Source organism: Lysobacter sp. 1R34A (assembly GCF_051217035.1).
Lineage (GTDB): Bacteria > Pseudomonadota > Gammaproteobacteria > Xanthomonadales > Xanthomonadaceae > Lysobacter.
The window spans coordinates 1-18050 of record NZ_JBPKJP010000041.1 but is presented as its reverse complement, the minus strand read 5'-3'; the positions used below and the strand labels follow the sequence as shown (position 1 = coordinate 18050).

The following is an 18050-nucleotide window of genomic DNA, read 5'->3' as shown; positions in this document are numbered from 1 at the left end:
CCTTCCGCGCTCAGCGGTCGGCGAGCCTGAACGATTTCAGCAGCAGGTCGAAACCGGGCTGGGTCTGCGGCAGGTCTTCCTCGGCGCTCTGGGTGATCAGGAACGCGGTGCGATGCGCGCCGGTGATCTTGCGGTACTCGCGCCGGTGCGGCACCTTCACGCCGCCCAGGCTCAGCACGTAGCGCTCGCGGATCGTGCCTTCGGCGAAGGACGAGCGGTCGAAACGGCTGCTGCCGCTGATCATCGACGGCATCGCCTTGTCGGTGTCGGCGGAAAAGCCGCGGGCGAAATCCTCGAGTTCGGCGGCGGTGTCGGCCTGCACGATGGCGACGAAGATCGCCGAGCCGGGACTCTCCACGGCCATGTAGTGGACGGCGTCGATGCGTCTGTCCTCGGCCATGCTCCAGTTGCCGGGGATGCTCATGCGCACGCCGAGGCGGTCGTAGCTGAGCGGCCGAGAAACGTCGGCGGCGGGTTCGCCGCAGGCGCTCAAAGCGACGGCGCAGACGCCGGCCAGCCACCACTGGTACCAATGCCCGCGGAACCGCCGCCCGCGGAAGAAACACGAATGCTGTGCGGATTCGCGAGCCATCGACATCTTCCCTGAGTGCCGCCACCCCTGTGGACACGGCCCTCACCCTAGCAGCTCGCCGCCGATTCCTCGCCTGCCGTTGGTCCTGGGACGCAGGCCCCGGCGGGCACGACCAACGACACTGGGCCGCAGCCGCGATGCCGGCCTAGCCTGCGGGTTCCCGACCGTCGAATGAGGCCTGCCGATGTCCTTGCGTTTCGTCCTTGCCGCAGCGCTGGCCGTCAGCGCGCTGCCGGCCGCCGCCGCCGACCTGCACGGCGACCCGCGCAATCTGCAGCCGGCCGACCTGTTCGATCTGGAATGGGCCGACCGACCGGCGCTGTCGCCGGACGGCCGCCGCATCGTCTACCAGCGCAAGTTCTTCGACCGGATGAAGGACCGCCGCCGGAGCAACCTGTGGCTGGTCGATGCCGACAGCGGCCAGCAGCGGCCGCTGACCAGCGGCGCGGCCAGCGACGGCGCCGCGGCATGGTCGCCGTCGGGCGATCGCATCGCCTGGGTGTCCGATCGCGACGGTTCGACCCAGGTCTGGGTGCGCTGGATGGACAGCGGCCAGCAATCGCCGGTCAGCCGCCTGACCGAGGCGCCGAGCGGGCTGACCTGGTCGCCGGACGGACGCTGGCTCGCCTTCACCATGCACGTCGCCGCCGACACCACGCCGCTGGCGAAGTTGCCGGCCAAGCCGAAAGGCGCGGAGTGGGCCGACGAGGTCAAGCTGATCGAGCGGATGAACTACCGCGCCGACGGCGCCGGCTACCTCAAGCCCGGCTACGAGCACGTGTTCGTGATGCCGGCCGACGGCGGCACCCCGCGCCAGGTCACCCAGGGCGATTTCCAGCACGGCTCGACCCTGGCCTGGAGCCGCGACGGCCGCTCGCTGTTCGTCGAGGCCAATCGCCGCGACGACCACGAGTACCACCCGATCGAAAGCGAGATCTACCGGGTCGACGTCGCCACCGGCGCCGCGGTCGCGCTGACCGAGCGGGTCGGCCCGGACCGCGCGCCGGTGCTGTCGCCGGACGGACGCAAGCTCGCCTACCTCGGCTACGACGATCGCAAGCGCAGCTACCAGATCGCCCACCTGTACGTGCTCGATCTAGACACCGGGGTTTCCCGCGCGCTCACCGAGGGCTTCGACTACGAGATCGAGAACCCGCAGTGGGACCGCAACGGCCGCGGCCTGTATGTCGGCTACGACCGCGACGGCGTCAGCCATCTGGGCTGGATCGCCGCGAGCGGCGGCAAAGTCGAATCGGTGACCGACGATGTCGGCGGCACCGCGGTCGGACGGCCCTATCCCGGCGGCAGCTTCTCGGTCGCCAGCGGCCGCGTCGCCTACACCCACGGCACCGCCGCGCGCATGGCCGACGTCGCGGTGGTCGCGCGCGGCGCCAAGCCGCGCGTGCTGACCGATCTCAACGCCGACTCGCTGGCGCGCAAACGCCTCGGCGAGGTCGAGACCTTGTGGACGAAGTCCTCGGCCGACGGCCTCGCCGTGCAGGGCTGGATCGTCAAGCCGCCGCAGTTCCAGCCGGGCAAGCGCTATCCGTTGCTGCTGGAAATCCACGGCGGCCCTTACCAGAACTACGGCCCGCGCTTCGCCGTGGAAACCCAGCTCTACGCCGCCGCCGGTTACCTCGTGCTGTACCTCAATCCGCGCGGCAGCACCAGCTACGGCCAGGCCTTCGCCGACCACATCCATCAGAACTATCCGAGCCACGACTACGACGACCTGATGAGCGCGGTCGACGCGACCATCGCCAAGGGGTATGTCGACCCGCAGCAGCTGTTCGTGACCGGCGGTTCCGGCGGCGGCGTGCTGACCGCCTGGATCGTCGGCCACACCGAGCGCTTCCGCGCCGCCGTGGTCGCCAAGCCGGTGATCAACTGGACCAGCTTCGCCCTGACCTCGGACGGACCGTCCTACGTCACCCAGCATTGGTTCCCGAGCGGGCCGTGGGAAGCGCAGGAGCTGTACTGGAAACTGTCGCCGCTGGCCCATGTCGGCAAGGTCGTCACTCCGACCATGCTGATCACCGGCGAGAACGACTATCGCACGCCGATTTCGGAAACCGAGCAGTACTACACCGCGCTGAAGCTGCGCCGCGTCGACACCGCGATGATCCGCATTCCCGGCGCCTCGCACGGCATCGGCACGCGGCCCAGCGAAACCCTGGCGCAGGTGCTCAATACGCTGGAATGGTTCGAGCGTTATCGCAACAGGGCGGCCGCCGATGCGACGCCTGCGAAAGTCGATTCGAAGGCTGCGGCACCGGCTGCGGACTCCTGAGTAGAGGGCCGCGGCTCGTCGTTCGTTGCCGCGGCGGGTCGCGCACTCTGGCGAGCGATGACCCGCAAAATCTAAGGCAAAGGCTTCCGCGCGCTGAAGCGCGCGGGTGACTTTCTTTGTCCAATGCGACAAGAAAAGTCACCAAAGAAAAACGCTTTGTTCAAATCAAATGCCCGCAAGTGCAGGCATACGCGGGCCTGCGCCACACGGGGCGTCCCTGTCCCGGTGGCTCACGGCGCGCATCCCTGCGCGCCGTCCTTCCGGGTGTCTTTCGGTCTCGCGAGTTTCAGGCTGCGCACAGCCACAGCCACAGCGCCGGGTGTAGCCGGGGCGATGCAGCCCGGGTTTCGATCGGCTTTGGTTCAATCCAGCTTCACCCCGAAATGGAACGCCTCGATGCGCAGGCGCTCGCGCAGGTAGAAGGCGTGCGCGTCCTGGCGGTGAGTGCCGGAATCCAGTTGCAGGCGCACGCAGCCCAGGCGCTTGGCCTCGGCCTTGAGCCAGTCCAGCATCGCCTTGCCGTAGCCGCGGCTGCGCACGGCCTGGTCGGTGATCAGGTCGTCGACGTAGACGTGCAGGCCGACCGCGAGCATCTCCATCACTCGCCAGCAGGCGAACGCCCGCGGCACGCCGTGTTCGTCGTAGGCGACCGTCGCCCGGCAGCCCTCGGCGATCTGGCGGTGCATCTGGGCGGCGAAGGCGTTCTCGTCGAGGTGCGGGCGCAGTTGCGACACCAGCGGCCAGACGGCGCGCAGTTCGGTGTCTCCGACGATGGTCTGGATATTCATGAAGACAGGAGTGAGTTATGAGAAGTGAGGAGTGAGCGCAAGCCTGGGCTTACGCGCATTCCTCACGCCTCAGCGGAGCTGCAGGCAGGGCCGCAAGCGGAGATGAGCCCAGCTCACTCCTTTCCACTCGCTTCTCGCCGATCACCAACTAAAGAGCTTGTAATACACCGGCGAGACCGTGCCTTCGCCCTTGCTGGTGTCGAGGCGGCCGTCGCCGTCGTTGTCGACCAGGTAATAGGTCGGGCCGCGGGCGGGGGTGACCTTGACCGCGCGCAGCTGGCCGGCGATCCGGTACTCCTCGATCACGTCGCCGTTCTCGACGGTGCGGGTGCGCACGTCGGCGCCCTGCAGGGCGGCGGTGGGGTCGTCGCCGGCGCCGCCGGTGCTGGCGCAGGCGGCAAGGAGGACGGCGATCAGGGCGGGGACGAACAGTGCGGCGGCTTTGCGGGCCGGCGATGCGGTAGGGGCGCGCATGGCGGATCTCCGTGTCTCAGGCCGACAGCATACGCCGCGCGCCCGTTAAGCGGCTGCATCCGCGGCCGCGGTCGCAGCCCCGGCGATGGGGCAGCGTAGAATCGCCGGCATGAAAAGACTCGTCCTGATCGATGGCTCCAGCTATCTCTACCGCGCCTTCCACGCGTTGCCGCCGCTGAGCAACGACGCCGGCGAACCGACCGGCGCCCTGTTCGGCGTGGTCAACATGCTGCGCTCCACCTTGAACGAGAGGCCCGACTACGTGGCCTTCGTCGTCGACGCGCCGGGCAAGACCTTCCGCGACGACCTCGACCCGCAGTACAAGGCCAACCGCCCGCCGATGCCGGACGACCTGCGCGCGCAGGTCGTGCCGATGTGCCAGATCGTCGAGGCGCTCGGCCTGCCGATCCTGCGCATCGACGGGGTCGAGGCCGACGACGTGATCGGCACTCTGGCGCTGCAGGCCGCGGATGCGGGCATCGAGGTGACCATCTCGACCGGCGACAAGGACTTCGCCCAGCTGGTGCGGCCGGGCGTGGCCCTGGTCAACACCATGAGCGGCAGCCGCATGGATTCCGACGAGGCGGTGTTCGCCAAGTTCGGCGTGCAGCCCAACCAGATCGTCGACCTGCTGTCGCTGATGGGCGACAGCGTCGACAACATCCCCGGCGTCGACAAGTGCGGGCCCAAGACCGCGGCCAAGTGGCTCGGCGAGTACGGCACCCTGGAAAACGTCATCGCCCACGCCGGCCAGATCAAGGGCAAGATCGGCGAGAACCTGCGCGCCGCGCTCGGCCGGCTGCCGCTCAACCGCCAGCTGACCACGATCAAGACCGACGTCGCGCTCGACCAGGGCCCGGAGCAACTGGCCCTGCGCGAACGCGACACCGAAGCGCTGCGCACCCTGTACGCGCGCTACGGCTTCAAGCAGGCGCTGCGCGAGCTCGAGGGCGGCGCCAACGCCACCGCCAACGAAATCGCCGCCGAGCGCGCCGGCCTGCGCGCGACCGCGGCCGGCCATGCCCGCGCCTCGGCCAGCGCCGAGGCGCCGGATGCGGCGCTGTCGGTCCAGGGCGAGTACGAGGCGGTGACCACCCAACCGCAGCTCGATGCGCTGGTGGCGGCGCTGCAGGCGGCCGACGAGTTCGCCTTCGACACCGAGACCGATTCGCTCGACCCGATGCGCGCCAACCTGGTCGGGCTGAGCTTCGCCACCGAGACCGGCCGCGCGGTGTACATCCCGCTCGGCCACGATTACCCCGGCGCGCCGGCCCAGCTCGACCGCGCCGCGGTGCTCGACGCGCTGCGCCCGGTGCTGACCGACCCGGCCCGGCGCAAGCTCGGCCAGCACGGCAAGTACGACCTGCACGTGCTGCGCCGGCACGGCATCGGCCTGCTCGGCTATGCCGACGACACCATGCTCGAAAGCTTCGTCTACAACGCCACCGCCAGCCGCCACGACATGGACTCGCTGGCCAAGCGTTACCTCGGCTACGACACGATCAAGTACGCCGACGTCGCCGGCAAGGGCGCCAAGGCGATCGCGTTCTCGCAGGTCGCCATCGACGATGCCACCCGTTACGCCGCCGAGGACGCCGACGTGACCCTGCGCCTGCACCGGGTGCTCGGCGCGCGCCTCGCCGCCGAGCCGGAACTCGAGCGCGTGTACCGCGAGATCGAAATGCCGTTGGTGCCGGTGCTCGAACGGATCGAGGCCAACGGGGTGATGATCGACGGCGACGAACTGCGCCGGCAGTCGCAGGACCTCGGCAAGCGCATGCTCGATGCGCAGATCAAGGCCACCGAGCTGGCCGGGCGCAGCTTCAACCTGGATTCGCCGAAACAGTTGCAGGCTTTGTTGTTCGACGAACTGAAGCTGCCGGTGCTGGTGAAGACGCCGACCGGCCAGCCGAGCACCAACGAGGAGGCGCTCGAAGCGATCGCCGACCAGCACGAACTGCCGCGGGTGATCCTCGAATACCGCGGCCTGGCGAAACTGCGCAGCACCTACACCGACAAACTGTCGGAGATGGTCAACCCCGACACCGGGCGCGTGCACACCAGCTATCACCAGGCCGGCGCCGCGACCGGGCGACTGGCGTCGAGCGACCCGAACCTGCAGAACATCCCGATCCGCACCGAGGACGGCCGCCGCATCCGCCGCGCTTTCGTCGCCCCGGAAGGACGACGCCTGGTCGCCTGCGACTATTCGCAGATCGAACTGCGGATCATGGCCCATCTGTCCGAGGACGTCGGCCTGGTGCGTGCGTTCGAGTCCGGCGCCGACGTGCACCGCGCGACTGCGGCCGAAGTGTTCGGCAAGAAGTCCCTCGAGGAGGTCAGCGGCAACGAACGCCGCGCCGCCAAGGCGATCAACTTCGGCCTGATGTACGGCATGAGCGCTTTCGGTCTGGCGCGCCAGCTCGGCATCGGCCGCGGCGAAGCGCAGGACTACATCGCCCTGTATTTCAGCCGCTACCCCGGCGTGCGCGACTTCATGGAGCGCACCCGCCAGGACGCGCGCGAGCGCGGCTACGTCGAGACGGTGTTCGGCCGGCGCCTCTACCTGGAGAACATCAAGGCCAGCAACCAGGGCCTGCGCGCGGGCGCCGAACGCGCCGCGATCAACGCGCCGATGCAGGGCACCGCGGCCGACATCATCAAGCGCGCGATGATCGACATCGACGCCTGGCTGATCGCGCATGCGAGCCGCGCGAAGATGATCCTGCAGGTCCACGACGAACTGGTATTCGAGGTCGAGGACGGGTTCGTCGATACCCTGGTGGGCGAGGCCTCAAGGCGGATGGCCGCGGCGGCCAGTCTGCGGGTACCGCTGGTCGTCGACAGCGGGGTCGGCATTAATTGGGACGAAGCGCATTGATTATGCGGAAATCATTGATTTTGCTGGAATTGGTTTAATGAATCAGTCCTGAATCCAACAATTTATTAACTACGATCTTCACGAACTATCCATGTGCGGGATGGTCATATAGGTCGCGACAGATGCAACGTCTGTCGCTGATCTCTCCCTCCCCTGGAGTGATCCCCCGGAGCGAACGACCCCTCCCCAGGTCACGCTCCACCAGCCCCGCCGGCCCCCCCTGCCTGCGGGGCTTTTTATTGCCCGGCAGAAAGTTTACTAAGCACACTTAGCCCGCGCCAAGTTCGCCGCAAATCCCGCGCCAAACCCCGGTAACCAGCGCCCAGCATGCGCGCAGGCGTGTCGCCGCGGCCTGCGCTGTTTATCGCCGATGGGTTTATCGGCGATGCGCGATGGGTTTATCGACGGGGGCCTGCGCGGCCGCCGGGTTTTAGAATCGATAGGTCAGCGACAGGGACAGCTCGCGGCCCGGCGACGGGAAACCGATATAGCTTTTCGAACCGGCCTGATAACCGTAGCTGCCGTGGTCGTAATAAAACCGGTCGAACAGATTGTTGACCGCCGCGCCGAGTTTCAGGCGATCGCCGCCGAGCAGGTTCCAGTTCGCCATCAGATCGACCACCGCATAGCCGGGCTTGTCCGGCGCATCGGCGGCGATGCTGTTGGCTTCGTCCTCGACCAGGCGCGCGCGCACCGCGTACTGGGCCTGCCCCGACTCGGGCTGCCAGTCGTAGCGCGCGGTCCAGGTGCGGCCGATGCTGGTGCCCAGGCCGAGGTCGGCGTCGTTGAGCGGGCGGTCGTCGAAGCTGTTGTCCGACTGCCACACCCCGACGCTCAGGCCGGAGCGCTGCCAGCGCTTGCCGATCTCGGCTTCGTAGCCTTCGACCTCGGCGTCGCCGATATTCTCCCAATAGCCCCAGGCGGCCTGGCCCGAGTACACCGCCGAGATGTAGTGCTCGATGTTCTGGCGGAATGCGGTGGCGCGGGCGAAATAGCCGTTGCGCTCCCACGACACGCCGAATTCGAGGTTGTCGGCGCGTTCGCCTTCGAGATCGCCGCGGTGGGTGTACAGCGCGCTGAAGAAGGCTTCGCGGATGGTCACGCCGCGGAAGGCTTCCGAATAGGCCAGGCGGAAGCTCAGCGGCTCGACCGGCGTCCAGGCGATCGACAGGTTCGGGCTGAGCCTGGACTCGTCGTTGGCGGCGCCGGCGCTGACGCCGGACACGCCCTCGTGACGGTAATCGTCGTAGCGCAGGCCCGCCGACAGCTTCCATTGCGGCGACACGGTCCACTCGCCCTGGGCGTAAGCGCCGAACACGCGCGCGGTCTGCTCCGTGCGGCCCCAGAAAGGCGGCGGCGTGGCCTGCTGTCGCGCGTGCAGGCGGTCGCTGCGGTAGTCCAGTCCGTAAGTCAGCGCCAGCGACTGCCACGACGCGGTGTTGCGCAGATCCAGGCCGGTGCTGGTCTGCTCGCCGGCGCTGTAGAGCAGGCCGGTGGTGTTGCGGCGGTTGTGGTAGTCGCTGCGGGTGCGGTAGGCGTTGAGGCGCAGGTTCACGGCCTCGCTGTCGGGGTCGTAGCGGTGTTCGTAGGAGACCGTGTCGCGGCGCATGCGGTGATCGGACAGGATGTAGCGGCCGTTGAAGTTGGTCATGTGCGGCCGTTCGTAATAGGTGCCGGTGTCGTCCAACTGCTCGGCCGACAGATCGAAGCTGTGCGCGTCGAGCAGGCCGCTGAGCTTGAATTGGGCGCGCTCGTGCCGGTAGGCGGTCGGCTTGACCCGGTCGCCGTGGCCGTCGTCGTAGTCGCCGCCGTCCTGGTAGACGTAGGTCGCGAGCACGCCGAGCCGGTCGGACAGGCGGCCGTAGCCGGCCAGCACGCCCTTGTAGCTGTTGCCGCCGTTGAGGCCAGCCGCGGCCTTGACCAGGAAGCCCGCGTCCTGGTCCGGGCGCAGCAGGTCGAAGGCGTCGCGGGTGCGCACGCGCAGCGCGCCGGTCAGCGCGCCGGCGCCGCCGGTGGCCGCGCCCGCGCCGGCGTCGAGTTCGATCGACTTGATGAACTCCGGCTCGATCTGGACCCGGGTCTGGTGGTGATACAGCTCGGCCGGCTCCTGCGCACCGTCGATGGTGACGTTGAGCATGGTGTCCTCGAAGCCGCGCACGTAGATCTTCTGCGCGACCGGCGAGCCGCCGCCGACCGCGACGCCGGACTCGTTGGACAGCAGGTCGTTGAGATCGGAGGCCTGGGTCAGCTCGATCTCGCCGCGGTCGAGGTCGAAATTGCCCGGCTCGCGCTCGGCGACCACGGTGATCGAATCCAGGGTGCGCGCCGTGTCGCCGGCCTCGGCGGAATGGGCGAGCGGGGCGCAGGCCAACAGGGCCAGGCCGGACAGCAGACGCGAAGACGGGGCGGACATGGGGGTGGCGTTCCTTCGGATGGGCGCGCAGACGCCTGCGGCCGGAACGGCGCAGGCGGACGCTGGGCAGGGAAGGCTTCGCGCTGGCTAGAGGACCCCGGGCGGGCGAAGCCTGGGCATTTTGCGGTTCGCGTCCGAAGGATGCAAATGCGAATCATGATCAACAAGTGCCGGCCCGCGACGGCTGGCGCAGCCCGCCTCGCGCGATGACGCCCGATGCACGCCGCGGCGAGCCACAATCGGGGCTCGCCTTTCGGGAGCCGAGCCATGTCCGACGCCTTCGACCTGTCGATGCCGTGGTGGCAGTACCTGGTGCGCGCCTGCATCGTCTACTTCGTGCTGCTGGCGATGATCCGGCTGTCGGGCAAGCGCACGATGGGCCAGTTCACCTCGTTCGACATGCTGTTGATCGTGCTGCTCGGCAACGCGGTGCAGAACGCCCTGCTCGGGACCGACACCTCGGTCGGCGGCGGCCTGATCCTGGCCGCGACCCTGATGCTGTTGAACTGGGGCGTGGGCTATGTCGCCGCGCGCAACGACCGCATCGAGCGGGCGCTCGAAGGCGTGCCGGTGGTGCTGGCGCGCGAGGGCCATGTATTCCGCGACGTGCTGCGCCGCGAGCTGGTCAGCCGCGCCGATTTCGACAAGGCCATGCGCGAGAACGATTGCGCCCAGATCGACGACATCGCGGTGGCGATGCTGGAGACCAATGGGCATATCACTATCTTGAAGCGGCGAACTGGGGACTAAGAGCTAGGAACGAGTAGTGAGTAACGAGTAGTGAGCAGAAGCAAGCCTGCGACGACTTTACTCACTCCTCACCTCTCTGCGCTCACTTCTCCACTCCCAGCCAATCCCGCGGCGCCAGGTAGCCGGCCAGCCGCGCTTCGTCGCTGTCGGGCTCGGGCTGGAAGCCGTATTCCCAACGCACCAGCGGCGGCAGGCTCATCAGGATCGACTCGGTGCGGCCGCCCGACTGCAGGCCGAACAGGGTGCCGCGGTCGAACACCAGGTTGAACTCGACGTAGCGGCCGCGCCGGTACAGCTGGAACTGACGCTCGCGTTCGCCGTAGGCCATGTCCTTGCGGCGTTCGACCAGGGGCAGGTAGGCCTCGAGAAAGCCGTCGCCGACTGCGCGCTGATAGGCGAAGTCGCGTTCGAAGTCGCCGTGCAGATCGTCGAAGAACAGGCCGCCGACGCCGCGGGTCTCGTTGCGGTGCTTGAGAAAGAAATATTCGTCGCACCAGCGCTTGTGCGCCCGGTAGCGTTCGTCGCCGCCGAACGGCTCGCACAGCGCGCGCGCGGTGCGGTGCCAGTGCAGCACGTCTTCGTCGAAAGGGTAGAACGGGGTCAGGTCGAAGCCGCCGCCGAACCACCAGGCCACGGTCTCGCCGTCGCGCATCGCGCGGAAATGGCGCACGTTGGCGTGGGTGGTCGGCAGGTAGGGGTTGTGCGGGTGGAACACCAGCGATACCCCGACCGCGCGCCAGGAGGCGCCGGCGAGTTCCGGCCGCGCCGCGCTCGCCGACGGCGGCAGGGTGGTGCCGGAGACGTCGGAAAAGCCGATCCCGGCCTGCTCGAAGACGTTGCCGCCGCGCAGGATGCGCGTGCGCCCGCCGCCGCCTTCGGCGCGCTGCCATACGTCCTCGGCGAAGCGCGCCCCACCGTCGGCCTGTTCGATGGCGGCGCACAGGCGGTCCTGCAGGCCGGAGAGATAGTCGCGTACGCGGTCGAAATCGTTCATGCGCGCATTCTAGCGGCGTTGGCCGGTACGGGCTTGATCTGGGTCAGATGGTTTAGGAACCGGGAACGAGCAACCAGCAACGAGGAACGAGTCGCGGGCGCCGGCTCCACTCGTTCCTCGTTCTCCGTACTAGTTCCTAGTTACTCCTAGTTTCTAGTCCCTAGCTTCGTCACTTCAAGGTGCGATTGAACAACTCGTGGATGCGGCGATACTCGTCGTACCACGAGTCGGCGCGCACGAAGCTGTGGCGCTCCATCGGGTAGGGCGCGAGCTCCCACTTGTCCTTGCGCAGCTCGATCAGGCGCTGGCTCAGCATCACCGAGTCCTTGAAGAACACGTTGTCGTCGATCATGCCGTGGGCGATCAGCAGGTGATCCTGGAGGCCGCTGGCGTACTCGATCGGCGAGGACTTCTTGTAGGCCTCCGGGTCGAGCTCGGGGGTGTTGAGGATGTTCGAGGTGTATTCGTGGTTGTACTGCGACCAGTCGGCGACCGGACGCAGCGCGGCGCCGGCCTTGAAGGTGCCGGGTTCGCGGAACAGGGCCATGAAGGTCATGAAGCCGCCGTAGGAACCGCCGTAGATGCCGGCGCGGCCGCGATCGCCCTGCTTGTTGGCGACCAGCCATTCCAGGCCGTCCAGATAATCCTCGAGTTCCGGGTGGCCCATCTGCCGGTAGATCGCAGTGCGCCAGTCGCGGCCGTAGCCCTCGGAGGCGCGGTAGTCGAGATCGAGCACGACATAGCCTTCCTGCACCAGCAGGTTGTGGAACATCTGCTCGCGGAAGTAGTTGGGATAACGCGTGCTGACGTTCTGCAGATAGCCGGCGCCGTGCACGAACATCACGATCGGGTACTTCTTGCCCGGCTGATAATTCTTCGGCCCGTAGAACTTGCCCCAGACGGTGCCGGCGCCGTGCCTGGACGGGACCTGCACGTACTCGGGCTGGATCCACTCGCGCGCGCGGAAGCCGGGCTTGCGGGTGTCGGTCAGGGCGACGGTGTTTTCGCCGCTGGCGTCGACCACCGCGAGCTGCGGCGGGGTGTAGCTGTCGGAATGGCGCACCAGCACCTTGCGGCCGTCCGGCGAGAGCATGAAGTTCTCGACGCCGTCGAGCGCGGTCACTTCGCGCACCGCGCCGCCGTTGCGGTCGACCGCGCAGACTTCGTAGTCGCCGGGCCACTTGCGGTTGCACAGGAAGAAGAAGGTCTTGCCGTCGGCGCTCAGTTCCGGCTCGGAGGCCTCCCAGCGGCCGGAGGTGATCGCGCGCGGCGCGCCCGCGCCGCTGGCGACGTACAGATGCGAATAGCCGCTCTGTTCCGACAGCAGCCACAGCTCGCTGTCGCCCTGGCCGGCGCCGGGCAGCCAGCCGAAATCGTTGAAGTTCCAGCCGATCCAGGCTGGGTCGGTGAGGCGGTGGCGGGGCTGCAGCGCGGCCTTGGCCAGATCGACCGAGGCCAGCCAGCGGTCCTTGTTGTCGATCGCGCGCACCAGCACCGCGGCCTGGCGGCCGTCGTCGCTCCAGCGGATCGAGACGCCGCTGCCGTCGCCGTCGGTCTCGATGCGGACCGGGCGCTCGCCCTTCAGCGGGTCCTTCCTGGCCGCCTTGCGCAGCGCGGCGAGCGGGTCCTCGCCGATGCCGGGCAGCCCGCCGAACTTGAGTTCGCTGGCCTTGGCGTTGGCCACGTCGACCAGCCACAGCTTCTGCGGCAGCGGTTCGTTGCGGCCGACGCGGGTGCGGACTTCCTCGAATTCCTCGTAGCCCGACTCGGTCACGTACTTGGGCATCTTGCCGGGGGTGCCGGCATCGCCCTTCTTGGCCTGGGTGACGACCAGCAGCCAGCGCGCGTCCGGCGACAGCGCGCTGTCGACGATCTCGACGTCGTCGCCGAGGTAGGTCGGCTTGGGCGCGCGGCTGCCGTCGCTGCGGCGCCAGGCCTCGTCCTGTTCGCGCGCGGCTTCGCGCTGGGCGCGGTCCTCGCGCAGGCTCTGCAGCATGGCGAGCTGGCGTTCGCGCAGGTCGTCGGCCTTCGGCGGTCGGGCCGGGTCGTTCTCGGCGCGGACCTGGGCGGCCTGGCTCAGGCCCTGGCCGGCGCGCCACTGGTACCACTGGTTGTCGACCCGGAACACCAGGTTGCCGTCGCGGCTCCACTGCGGCCGCGCCTCGGTGTCGTTGCTGCGGGTGACCTGGGTCAGCGCGCCGCTGCGCAGGTCGCGCACGAAGATGTCGCCGTTGCGCACGAAAGCCATGCGCGTGCGCTGGGCGTCGTAGGCCGGGTTGGCGCCGTCGAGATCGTTGCGCGCGGCGCCGTCGAGACGCTGCGCGGCGCCGCCGGCGACGCCGACCTGCCACGTGTCGCGGATGATCGAATCGTCGCGCTTGAGCTGGTACTGCACGCGCTGGCCGTCCCAACTCCACCAGGCGCGTTCGACCGGCGGTCCGATCCAGTCCGGGTTGGCCATGGTGTCGGCCAGGGTCAGCGGCGCGACGGACTGGGCGAAGGCGGCGGAGGCGAACAGCGCGCAAGGCAGCGCGGCGAGCGTGGCGAAGGAAAGGCGCATCGAGCGGGCTCTGGGACAAAAGTCCGCGCAGGGTAACAGCCCGACAGCGCCCGCCGGGCCGGCCGTTGGTCATGCCTGGACGCGCGTTTTGCCTGCCCCGGCGCCGGCCGCGGCCCGCTAAGCCGGCAGCGTCGCCGGCCGCTTGTCCGAGCCTGCACGCAGGCTTTGCCGAAACCGTGCTCAGGCGCCGCGCCGCTCCGGCGTGGATGGGCTCCTCGCCGCCGTCGCGCGCCGCGACGGCGGCGTGCCGCATTTTGTCGCACGAGGCCGGCCGGTTTCGGGCGGTTCCGTGATCCAGTCCCGGGCCCGGCCGAGCCGTTCGCGATTTCATCCAGCCCTTGAGGCGGCAGGCTTCGGCCGCGGTCGCGCGCGCCGGCACCGCGGCGTGTGCGTCGAGCGAACACGTCGCGATCACGTCTTTGCGGTTTAGGTGATTCGACGAAATCGCCGCGATCGGCGTTTACCGGGCCGGTACCGCGGCGCAAGATGAACAGGCCGGCGCACTGTATGGCGCCGTGGAGGCAATACACGTGGATGCCTTGTTGCTGTCGCGTATCCAGTTCGGCTTCGTGATCTCGTTCCATATCCTGTTTCCGGCCTTCACCATCGGCCTGGCCAGCTGGCTGGCCTTCGTCGAGTGGCGCTGGCTGCGCACCCGCGACACGCTCTGGCGCGACCTGTATTTCTTCTGGACCAAGATCTTCGCCGTGTCGTTCGGCATGGGCGTGGTCTCCGGCATCGTCATGAGTTTCCAGTTCGGCACCAACTGGGCGGTGCTCAGCGAACAGGCCGGCAACATTCTCGGCCCGCTGCTGTCGTACGAGGTGCTGACCGCGTTCTTCCTCGAGGCGACCTTCCTCGGGGTGATGCTGTTCGGCTGGAACCGGGTCAAGGAACGCATGCATTTCCTCGCCACCTGCATGGTCGCGCTGGGCACGCTGATCTCGACGTTCTGGATCATCTCGGCCAACAGCTGGATGCAGACGCCGGCCGGCTACAAGATCGTCGAAGGCGTGTTCGAACCCGACAGCTGGTGGGCGATCGTGTTCAACCCCTCGTTCCCGTACCGCCTGGCGCACATGGTGCTGGCGGCCTTCATCACCACCTGCTTCGTGATCGGCGGCGTCGCTGCCTCGTATCTGTTGCGCGGCGTGCACGTCGAGGCCGGCAAGCGGATGCTCAGGGCGGCGGTGATCTTCGCCGCGATCACGGTGCCGGCGCAGGTCTTCGTCGGCGACCTGCATGGCCTGAACGTGCGCGAGCACCAACCGATCAAGGTCGCGGCGATGGAAGCGCACTGGGAGTCGGGCGCGCCCGGCGAAGGCGTGCCGCTGGTCCTGTTCGCGGTGCCGAACGAAGAAACCGAACGCAACGACTACGAGATCGCGGTGCCCAAGCTCGGCAGCCTGATCCTCACCCACAGCCTCGACGGCGAGATCAAGCCGCTGAAGTCGGTGCCGGCCAGCGAGCGGCCGCCGGTCAAGCCGGTGTTCTACGCCTTCCGGGTCATGGTCGGGCTCGGCCTGGCGATGTTGGCGCTGGTGCTGTTCTCGCTGTGGCAGTGGTGGCGCGGGCGCCTGTACGTATCGCGCGCGGCGCTGTGGGGCTGGCGGACGCTGACCCTGAGCGGTTTCGTCGCCCTGCTGTCGGGCTGGTACGTGGTCGAGATCGGCCGCCAGCCCTACGTGATCTACGGCCTGCTGCGCACCGCCGACGCGGTCAGCCCGATCGCCGCGGCCAGCGTGATGACCTCGCTGATCGTGTTCGCGGTGGTCTACTTCGTGGTGTTCGGCGCCGGCATCGGCTATCTGGTCAAGCTGATCCGCAAGGGCCCGCATCCGCACGAACCGCCACCGCGCAGCGAGCAGGGCGAGAAGACTCCGGCGCGGCCGCTGTCGCTGCCGGACGAATCCAGCGAAGCCGGCGCCTAGCGCGACGGCTCGAATGGCGCGCGACGGCCGATGCCGCGCGCGCTCATGCAAAGCACGATGGAGTAGGACGATGGAATACTGGCTGCCCGTGATCTGGTTCGGCGTGATCGGCTTCGGCGTGCTGATGTACGTGTTGCTCGACGGCTTCGTGCTCGGCCTCGGCATCCTGGCGCCGTTCGCCGAGGACGAAGGCCAGCTCGATCACATGATGAATACCGCCGCGCCGATCTGGGACGGCAACGAAACCTGGTTGGTGCTCGGCGGCGCGGGTTTGCTGGCGGCGTTTCCGAAGGCCTATGCGCTGGTGCTGTCGGCGCTGTACCTGCCGGTGTTGCTGATGCTGATCGCGCTGGTGTTCCGCGGCGTCGCCTTCGAGTTCCGCTTCAAGGCGCGGCGCGCCAAGCCGGCCTGGGGCGCGGCGTTCGCGCTGGGCTCGATCTTCTGCGCCTTCGCCCAGGGCCTGATCCTCGGCGCGATCGTCGAGGGCATGCCGATGCAGGAAGGCAAGTACGTCGGCGGCATGTTCGACTGGTTCAGTCCGTTCTCGATGCTGACCGGCGTGGCGGTGGTGTTCGGTTATGCGCTGCTCGGTTCGACCTGGCTGATCCTCAAGACCGACGGCCGCATGCAGCAGATCGCCCGCACCCTGGCGCGGCCGCTGGTGCTGGTGGTGGCGGCGTTCATCGGCCTGGTCAGCGCCTGGCTGCCGTTCCTTGACTCGCGGATCATGGCGCGCTGGTTCGAGGGCGGTAATTTCCTGTGGCTGTTCCCGGTGCCGCTGCTGGTGATCGGCAACGCCTACGCGCTGTGGCGCGCGGTGATGCGCGAGGGCCGCGACGCCCAGCCCTTCGTCTACGCCTTGCTGTTCTTCGTGCTGGGCTTCCTCGGCCTGGTGCTGGGGATCTGGCCGAACATCGTGCCGGGGCTGTCGATCTGGGACGCGGCCTCGCCGCCGTCGTCGCAGGGCTTCGTGCTGGCCGGGCTGGTGGTGCTGCTGCCGGCGATCCTGGGCTACACGTATTGGTCGTACCGCGTGTTCCGCGGCAAGATCGCCGCCGACGCCGGGTATCATTGAGGCGGCCCGGCGTTCGCAGGTAGGACCGGGACGCCGCCCATCGGGGCCGCCGTCCGCACGACTGGATCGTCGAAGCGGGCCGGTCCTAACACTTCGGCTTGCGCCTGGCGCTGAACGCCCAGGTTCGCGCTACCCGGAGGGGCGGGTATGCTGTACATCACATCTGCGGCGCAGAAAAACCCGTCCCCCGGCCGTACCGCCCGCCCAATGCAAGCCTACGTTTACAAAAGTCTCCGCAAGGCAGACACCTATGTATTTTTGAGCGAGCGCGACGATTTCGCCCGTTTGCCCGATGCTGTGCGCGACCAACTCGGCACCCTGCAGTTCGTGCTCGAGACCGCGCTGACCCCGGAACGCAAACTCGCCCGCGCCGATGCCGCGGTGGTCCGGGAAAATCTGCGCCTGCGCGGTTTCCATCTCCAGTTCCCGCCGGCCCTCGATCAGGCGTGGACACCCGATGCCTGAGGCCCAGACCCCGCGCGCCCCGTCCCGCGACTTGGCCCTCGCGCTCGCCGCCGGCCTGGTGCTGGCGCTGGCGACCGGTTTCGGCGGCAGCCTCGGCGGTGCGTTGGCGGCCTTGATCGGCGGCGCCCTGGCCCAGCCGGCGTTCGCGATCGCCGCGCGGCTGTGGCAGCGGCGCGACGCCGAGCCGCAGTGGCGCAGCGAATTGCCGGTGCTGGCGACGCTGTGGGGCGGCGCGACCGCCGCTGCCGCGGTGCTGGTCGCCTGGCCGCTGAGTGCCTTGCTGCAAAGCGGTTCGCTGCTGGCGGCGCTCGGCCTGAGCGTGGTCGCCGGGCTGGTGCTGTTGGCGCTGTGGCGTGTGTGGCCGCTGTGGCAGGAAGCCGAACGCGAAGGCGCGGCGCTGGCGCCGCAATGGGCACGGCTGCCCGATCTCGATCTCGGCGCCTGGCGCGGCCTCGGCGTGGCGGCGATCGTCGCCGGCCTGGTCGGGCTGATCCTGGTGCTGGCCTGGCCGGGCCTGTTGAGCGGCGGCCTGCGCTGGACCCTGGCGGTGCTGTTCGCCCTGGCCTCGCCGGCCCTGCACCTGCTGCTGCAGCGGATCGCGCCGGCCGACTACCTGCCCGGCGTCGATTTCGACCCGGAACTCGACACAGTCACCCAGGTCGACGAGCTCGGCGACGATGAAGCGCTGGAGCCGGCCCTGTACGCCGCCGCGCGCGCCGGCAAGGTCGAGCGCGCGCTGGAGCTGATCGAGCTCGGCGCCGACGTCAACGCGCTGCCGGCCGCCGAGGACCGCGACCGCCGCAGCCTGCCGGTGCTCGCCGCGGTGCTGCCCGACCT

Annotated in this window: 12 protein-coding genes and 1 pseudogene; 7 read left to right on the top strand and 6 right to left on the bottom strand. The window is 68.6% G+C overall.

Features of this window, described 5'->3' with window-relative positions:
• Positions 1-10 precede the first annotated feature (10 nt).
• Complete coding sequence (locus tag ACSAMQ_RS11400; protein ID WP_435395749.1) at positions 11-592, bottom strand: hypothetical protein; 582 nt, start codon at positions 590-592, stop codon at positions 11-13.
• Positions 593-776: 184 nt separating this feature from the next.
• On the opposite strand from ACSAMQ_RS11400, the gene ACSAMQ_RS11395 reads away from it, so the two are divergent.
• Positions 777-2882 carry a S9 family peptidase gene (locus tag ACSAMQ_RS11395; protein WP_435395748.1) on the top strand — a complete coding sequence of 702 codons (2106 nt, stop codon included), beginning with the start codon at positions 777-779 and terminating at the stop codon, positions 2880-2882.
• A 362-nt stretch (positions 2883-3244) separates the two neighbouring features.
• Here the strand turns inward: ACSAMQ_RS11395 and ACSAMQ_RS11390 are convergent, their stop codons facing one another.
• Positions 3245-3670 carry a GNAT family N-acetyltransferase gene (locus tag ACSAMQ_RS11390; RefSeq protein WP_435395747.1) on the bottom strand — a complete coding sequence of 142 codons (426 nt, stop codon included), beginning with the start codon at positions 3668-3670 and terminating at the stop codon, positions 3245-3247.
• A gap of 141 nt (positions 3671-3811) precedes the next feature.
• On the bottom strand, positions 3812-4144 hold the full coding sequence (locus ACSAMQ_RS11385) for a DUF2782 domain-containing protein (RefSeq protein WP_435395746.1): 333 nt from the start codon (positions 4142-4144) through the stop codon (positions 3812-3814).
• Between the two features lie 109 nt (positions 4145-4253).
• On the opposite strand from ACSAMQ_RS11385, the gene polA reads away from it, so the two are divergent.
• Positions 4254-7025, top strand: coding sequence for a DNA polymerase I (gene polA / locus ACSAMQ_RS11380; protein WP_435395745.1), 2772 nt, complete (start codon positions 4254-4256; stop codon positions 7023-7025).
• A gap of 430 nt (positions 7026-7455) precedes the next feature.
• On the opposite strand, the gene ACSAMQ_RS11375 is transcribed toward polA, so the two are convergent.
• Positions 7456-9438, bottom strand: coding sequence for a TonB-dependent receptor domain-containing protein (locus ACSAMQ_RS11375; RefSeq protein ID WP_435395744.1), 1983 nt, complete (start codon positions 9436-9438; stop codon positions 7456-7458).
• A 267-nt stretch (positions 9439-9705) separates the two neighbouring features.
• On the opposite strand from ACSAMQ_RS11375, the gene ACSAMQ_RS11370 reads away from it, so the two are divergent.
• On the top strand, positions 9706-10188 hold the full coding sequence (locus tag ACSAMQ_RS11370) for a DUF421 domain-containing protein (protein WP_435395743.1): 483 nt from the start codon (positions 9706-9708) through the stop codon (positions 10186-10188).
• A gap of 82 nt (positions 10189-10270) precedes the next feature.
• On the opposite strand, the gene hemF is transcribed toward ACSAMQ_RS11370, so the two are convergent.
• Both hemF and ACSAMQ_RS11360 read right to left on the bottom strand, forming a co-directional pair.
• On the bottom strand, positions 10271-11182 hold the full coding sequence (hemF, locus tag ACSAMQ_RS11365; protein ID WP_435395742.1) for an oxygen-dependent coproporphyrinogen oxidase: 912 nt from the start codon (positions 11180-11182) through the stop codon (positions 10271-10273).
• A 169-nt stretch (positions 11183-11351) separates the two neighbouring features.
• Positions 11352-13742: a prolyl oligopeptidase family serine peptidase gene (locus ACSAMQ_RS11360; protein WP_435395741.1), complete on the bottom strand. Its 2391-nt coding sequence runs from the start codon at positions 13740-13742 to the stop codon at positions 11352-11354.
• A 530-nt stretch (positions 13743-14272) separates the two neighbouring features.
• On the opposite strand from ACSAMQ_RS11360, the gene ACSAMQ_RS11355 reads away from it, so the two are divergent.
• The 4 genes and pseudogenes from ACSAMQ_RS11355 to ACSAMQ_RS11340 form a co-directional block, all read left to right on the top strand.
• Positions 14273-15673 (top strand): cytochrome ubiquinol oxidase subunit I, encoded by a 1401-nt coding sequence (locus tag ACSAMQ_RS11355; RefSeq protein WP_435395740.1) that lies wholly within the window; start codon positions 14273-14275, stop codon positions 15671-15673.
• Between the two features lie 70 nt (positions 15674-15743).
• Positions 15744-16748 carry a cytochrome d ubiquinol oxidase subunit II gene (gene cydB, locus ACSAMQ_RS11350; protein ID WP_435395739.1) on the top strand — a complete coding sequence of 335 codons (1005 nt, stop codon included), beginning with the start codon at positions 15744-15746 and terminating at the stop codon, positions 16746-16748.
• Positions 16749-16955: 207 nt separating this feature from the next.
• On the top strand, positions 16956-17213 hold the full coding sequence (locus ACSAMQ_RS11345; RefSeq protein WP_435395761.1) for a YcgL domain-containing protein: 258 nt from the start codon (positions 16956-16958) through the stop codon (positions 17211-17213).
• Positions 17206-18050 (top strand): annotated as a pseudogene (locus ACSAMQ_RS11340) (ankyrin repeat domain-containing protein); the annotation flags it as partial. The gene ACSAMQ_RS11345 and the pseudogene ACSAMQ_RS11340, both read left to right, overlap by 8 nt.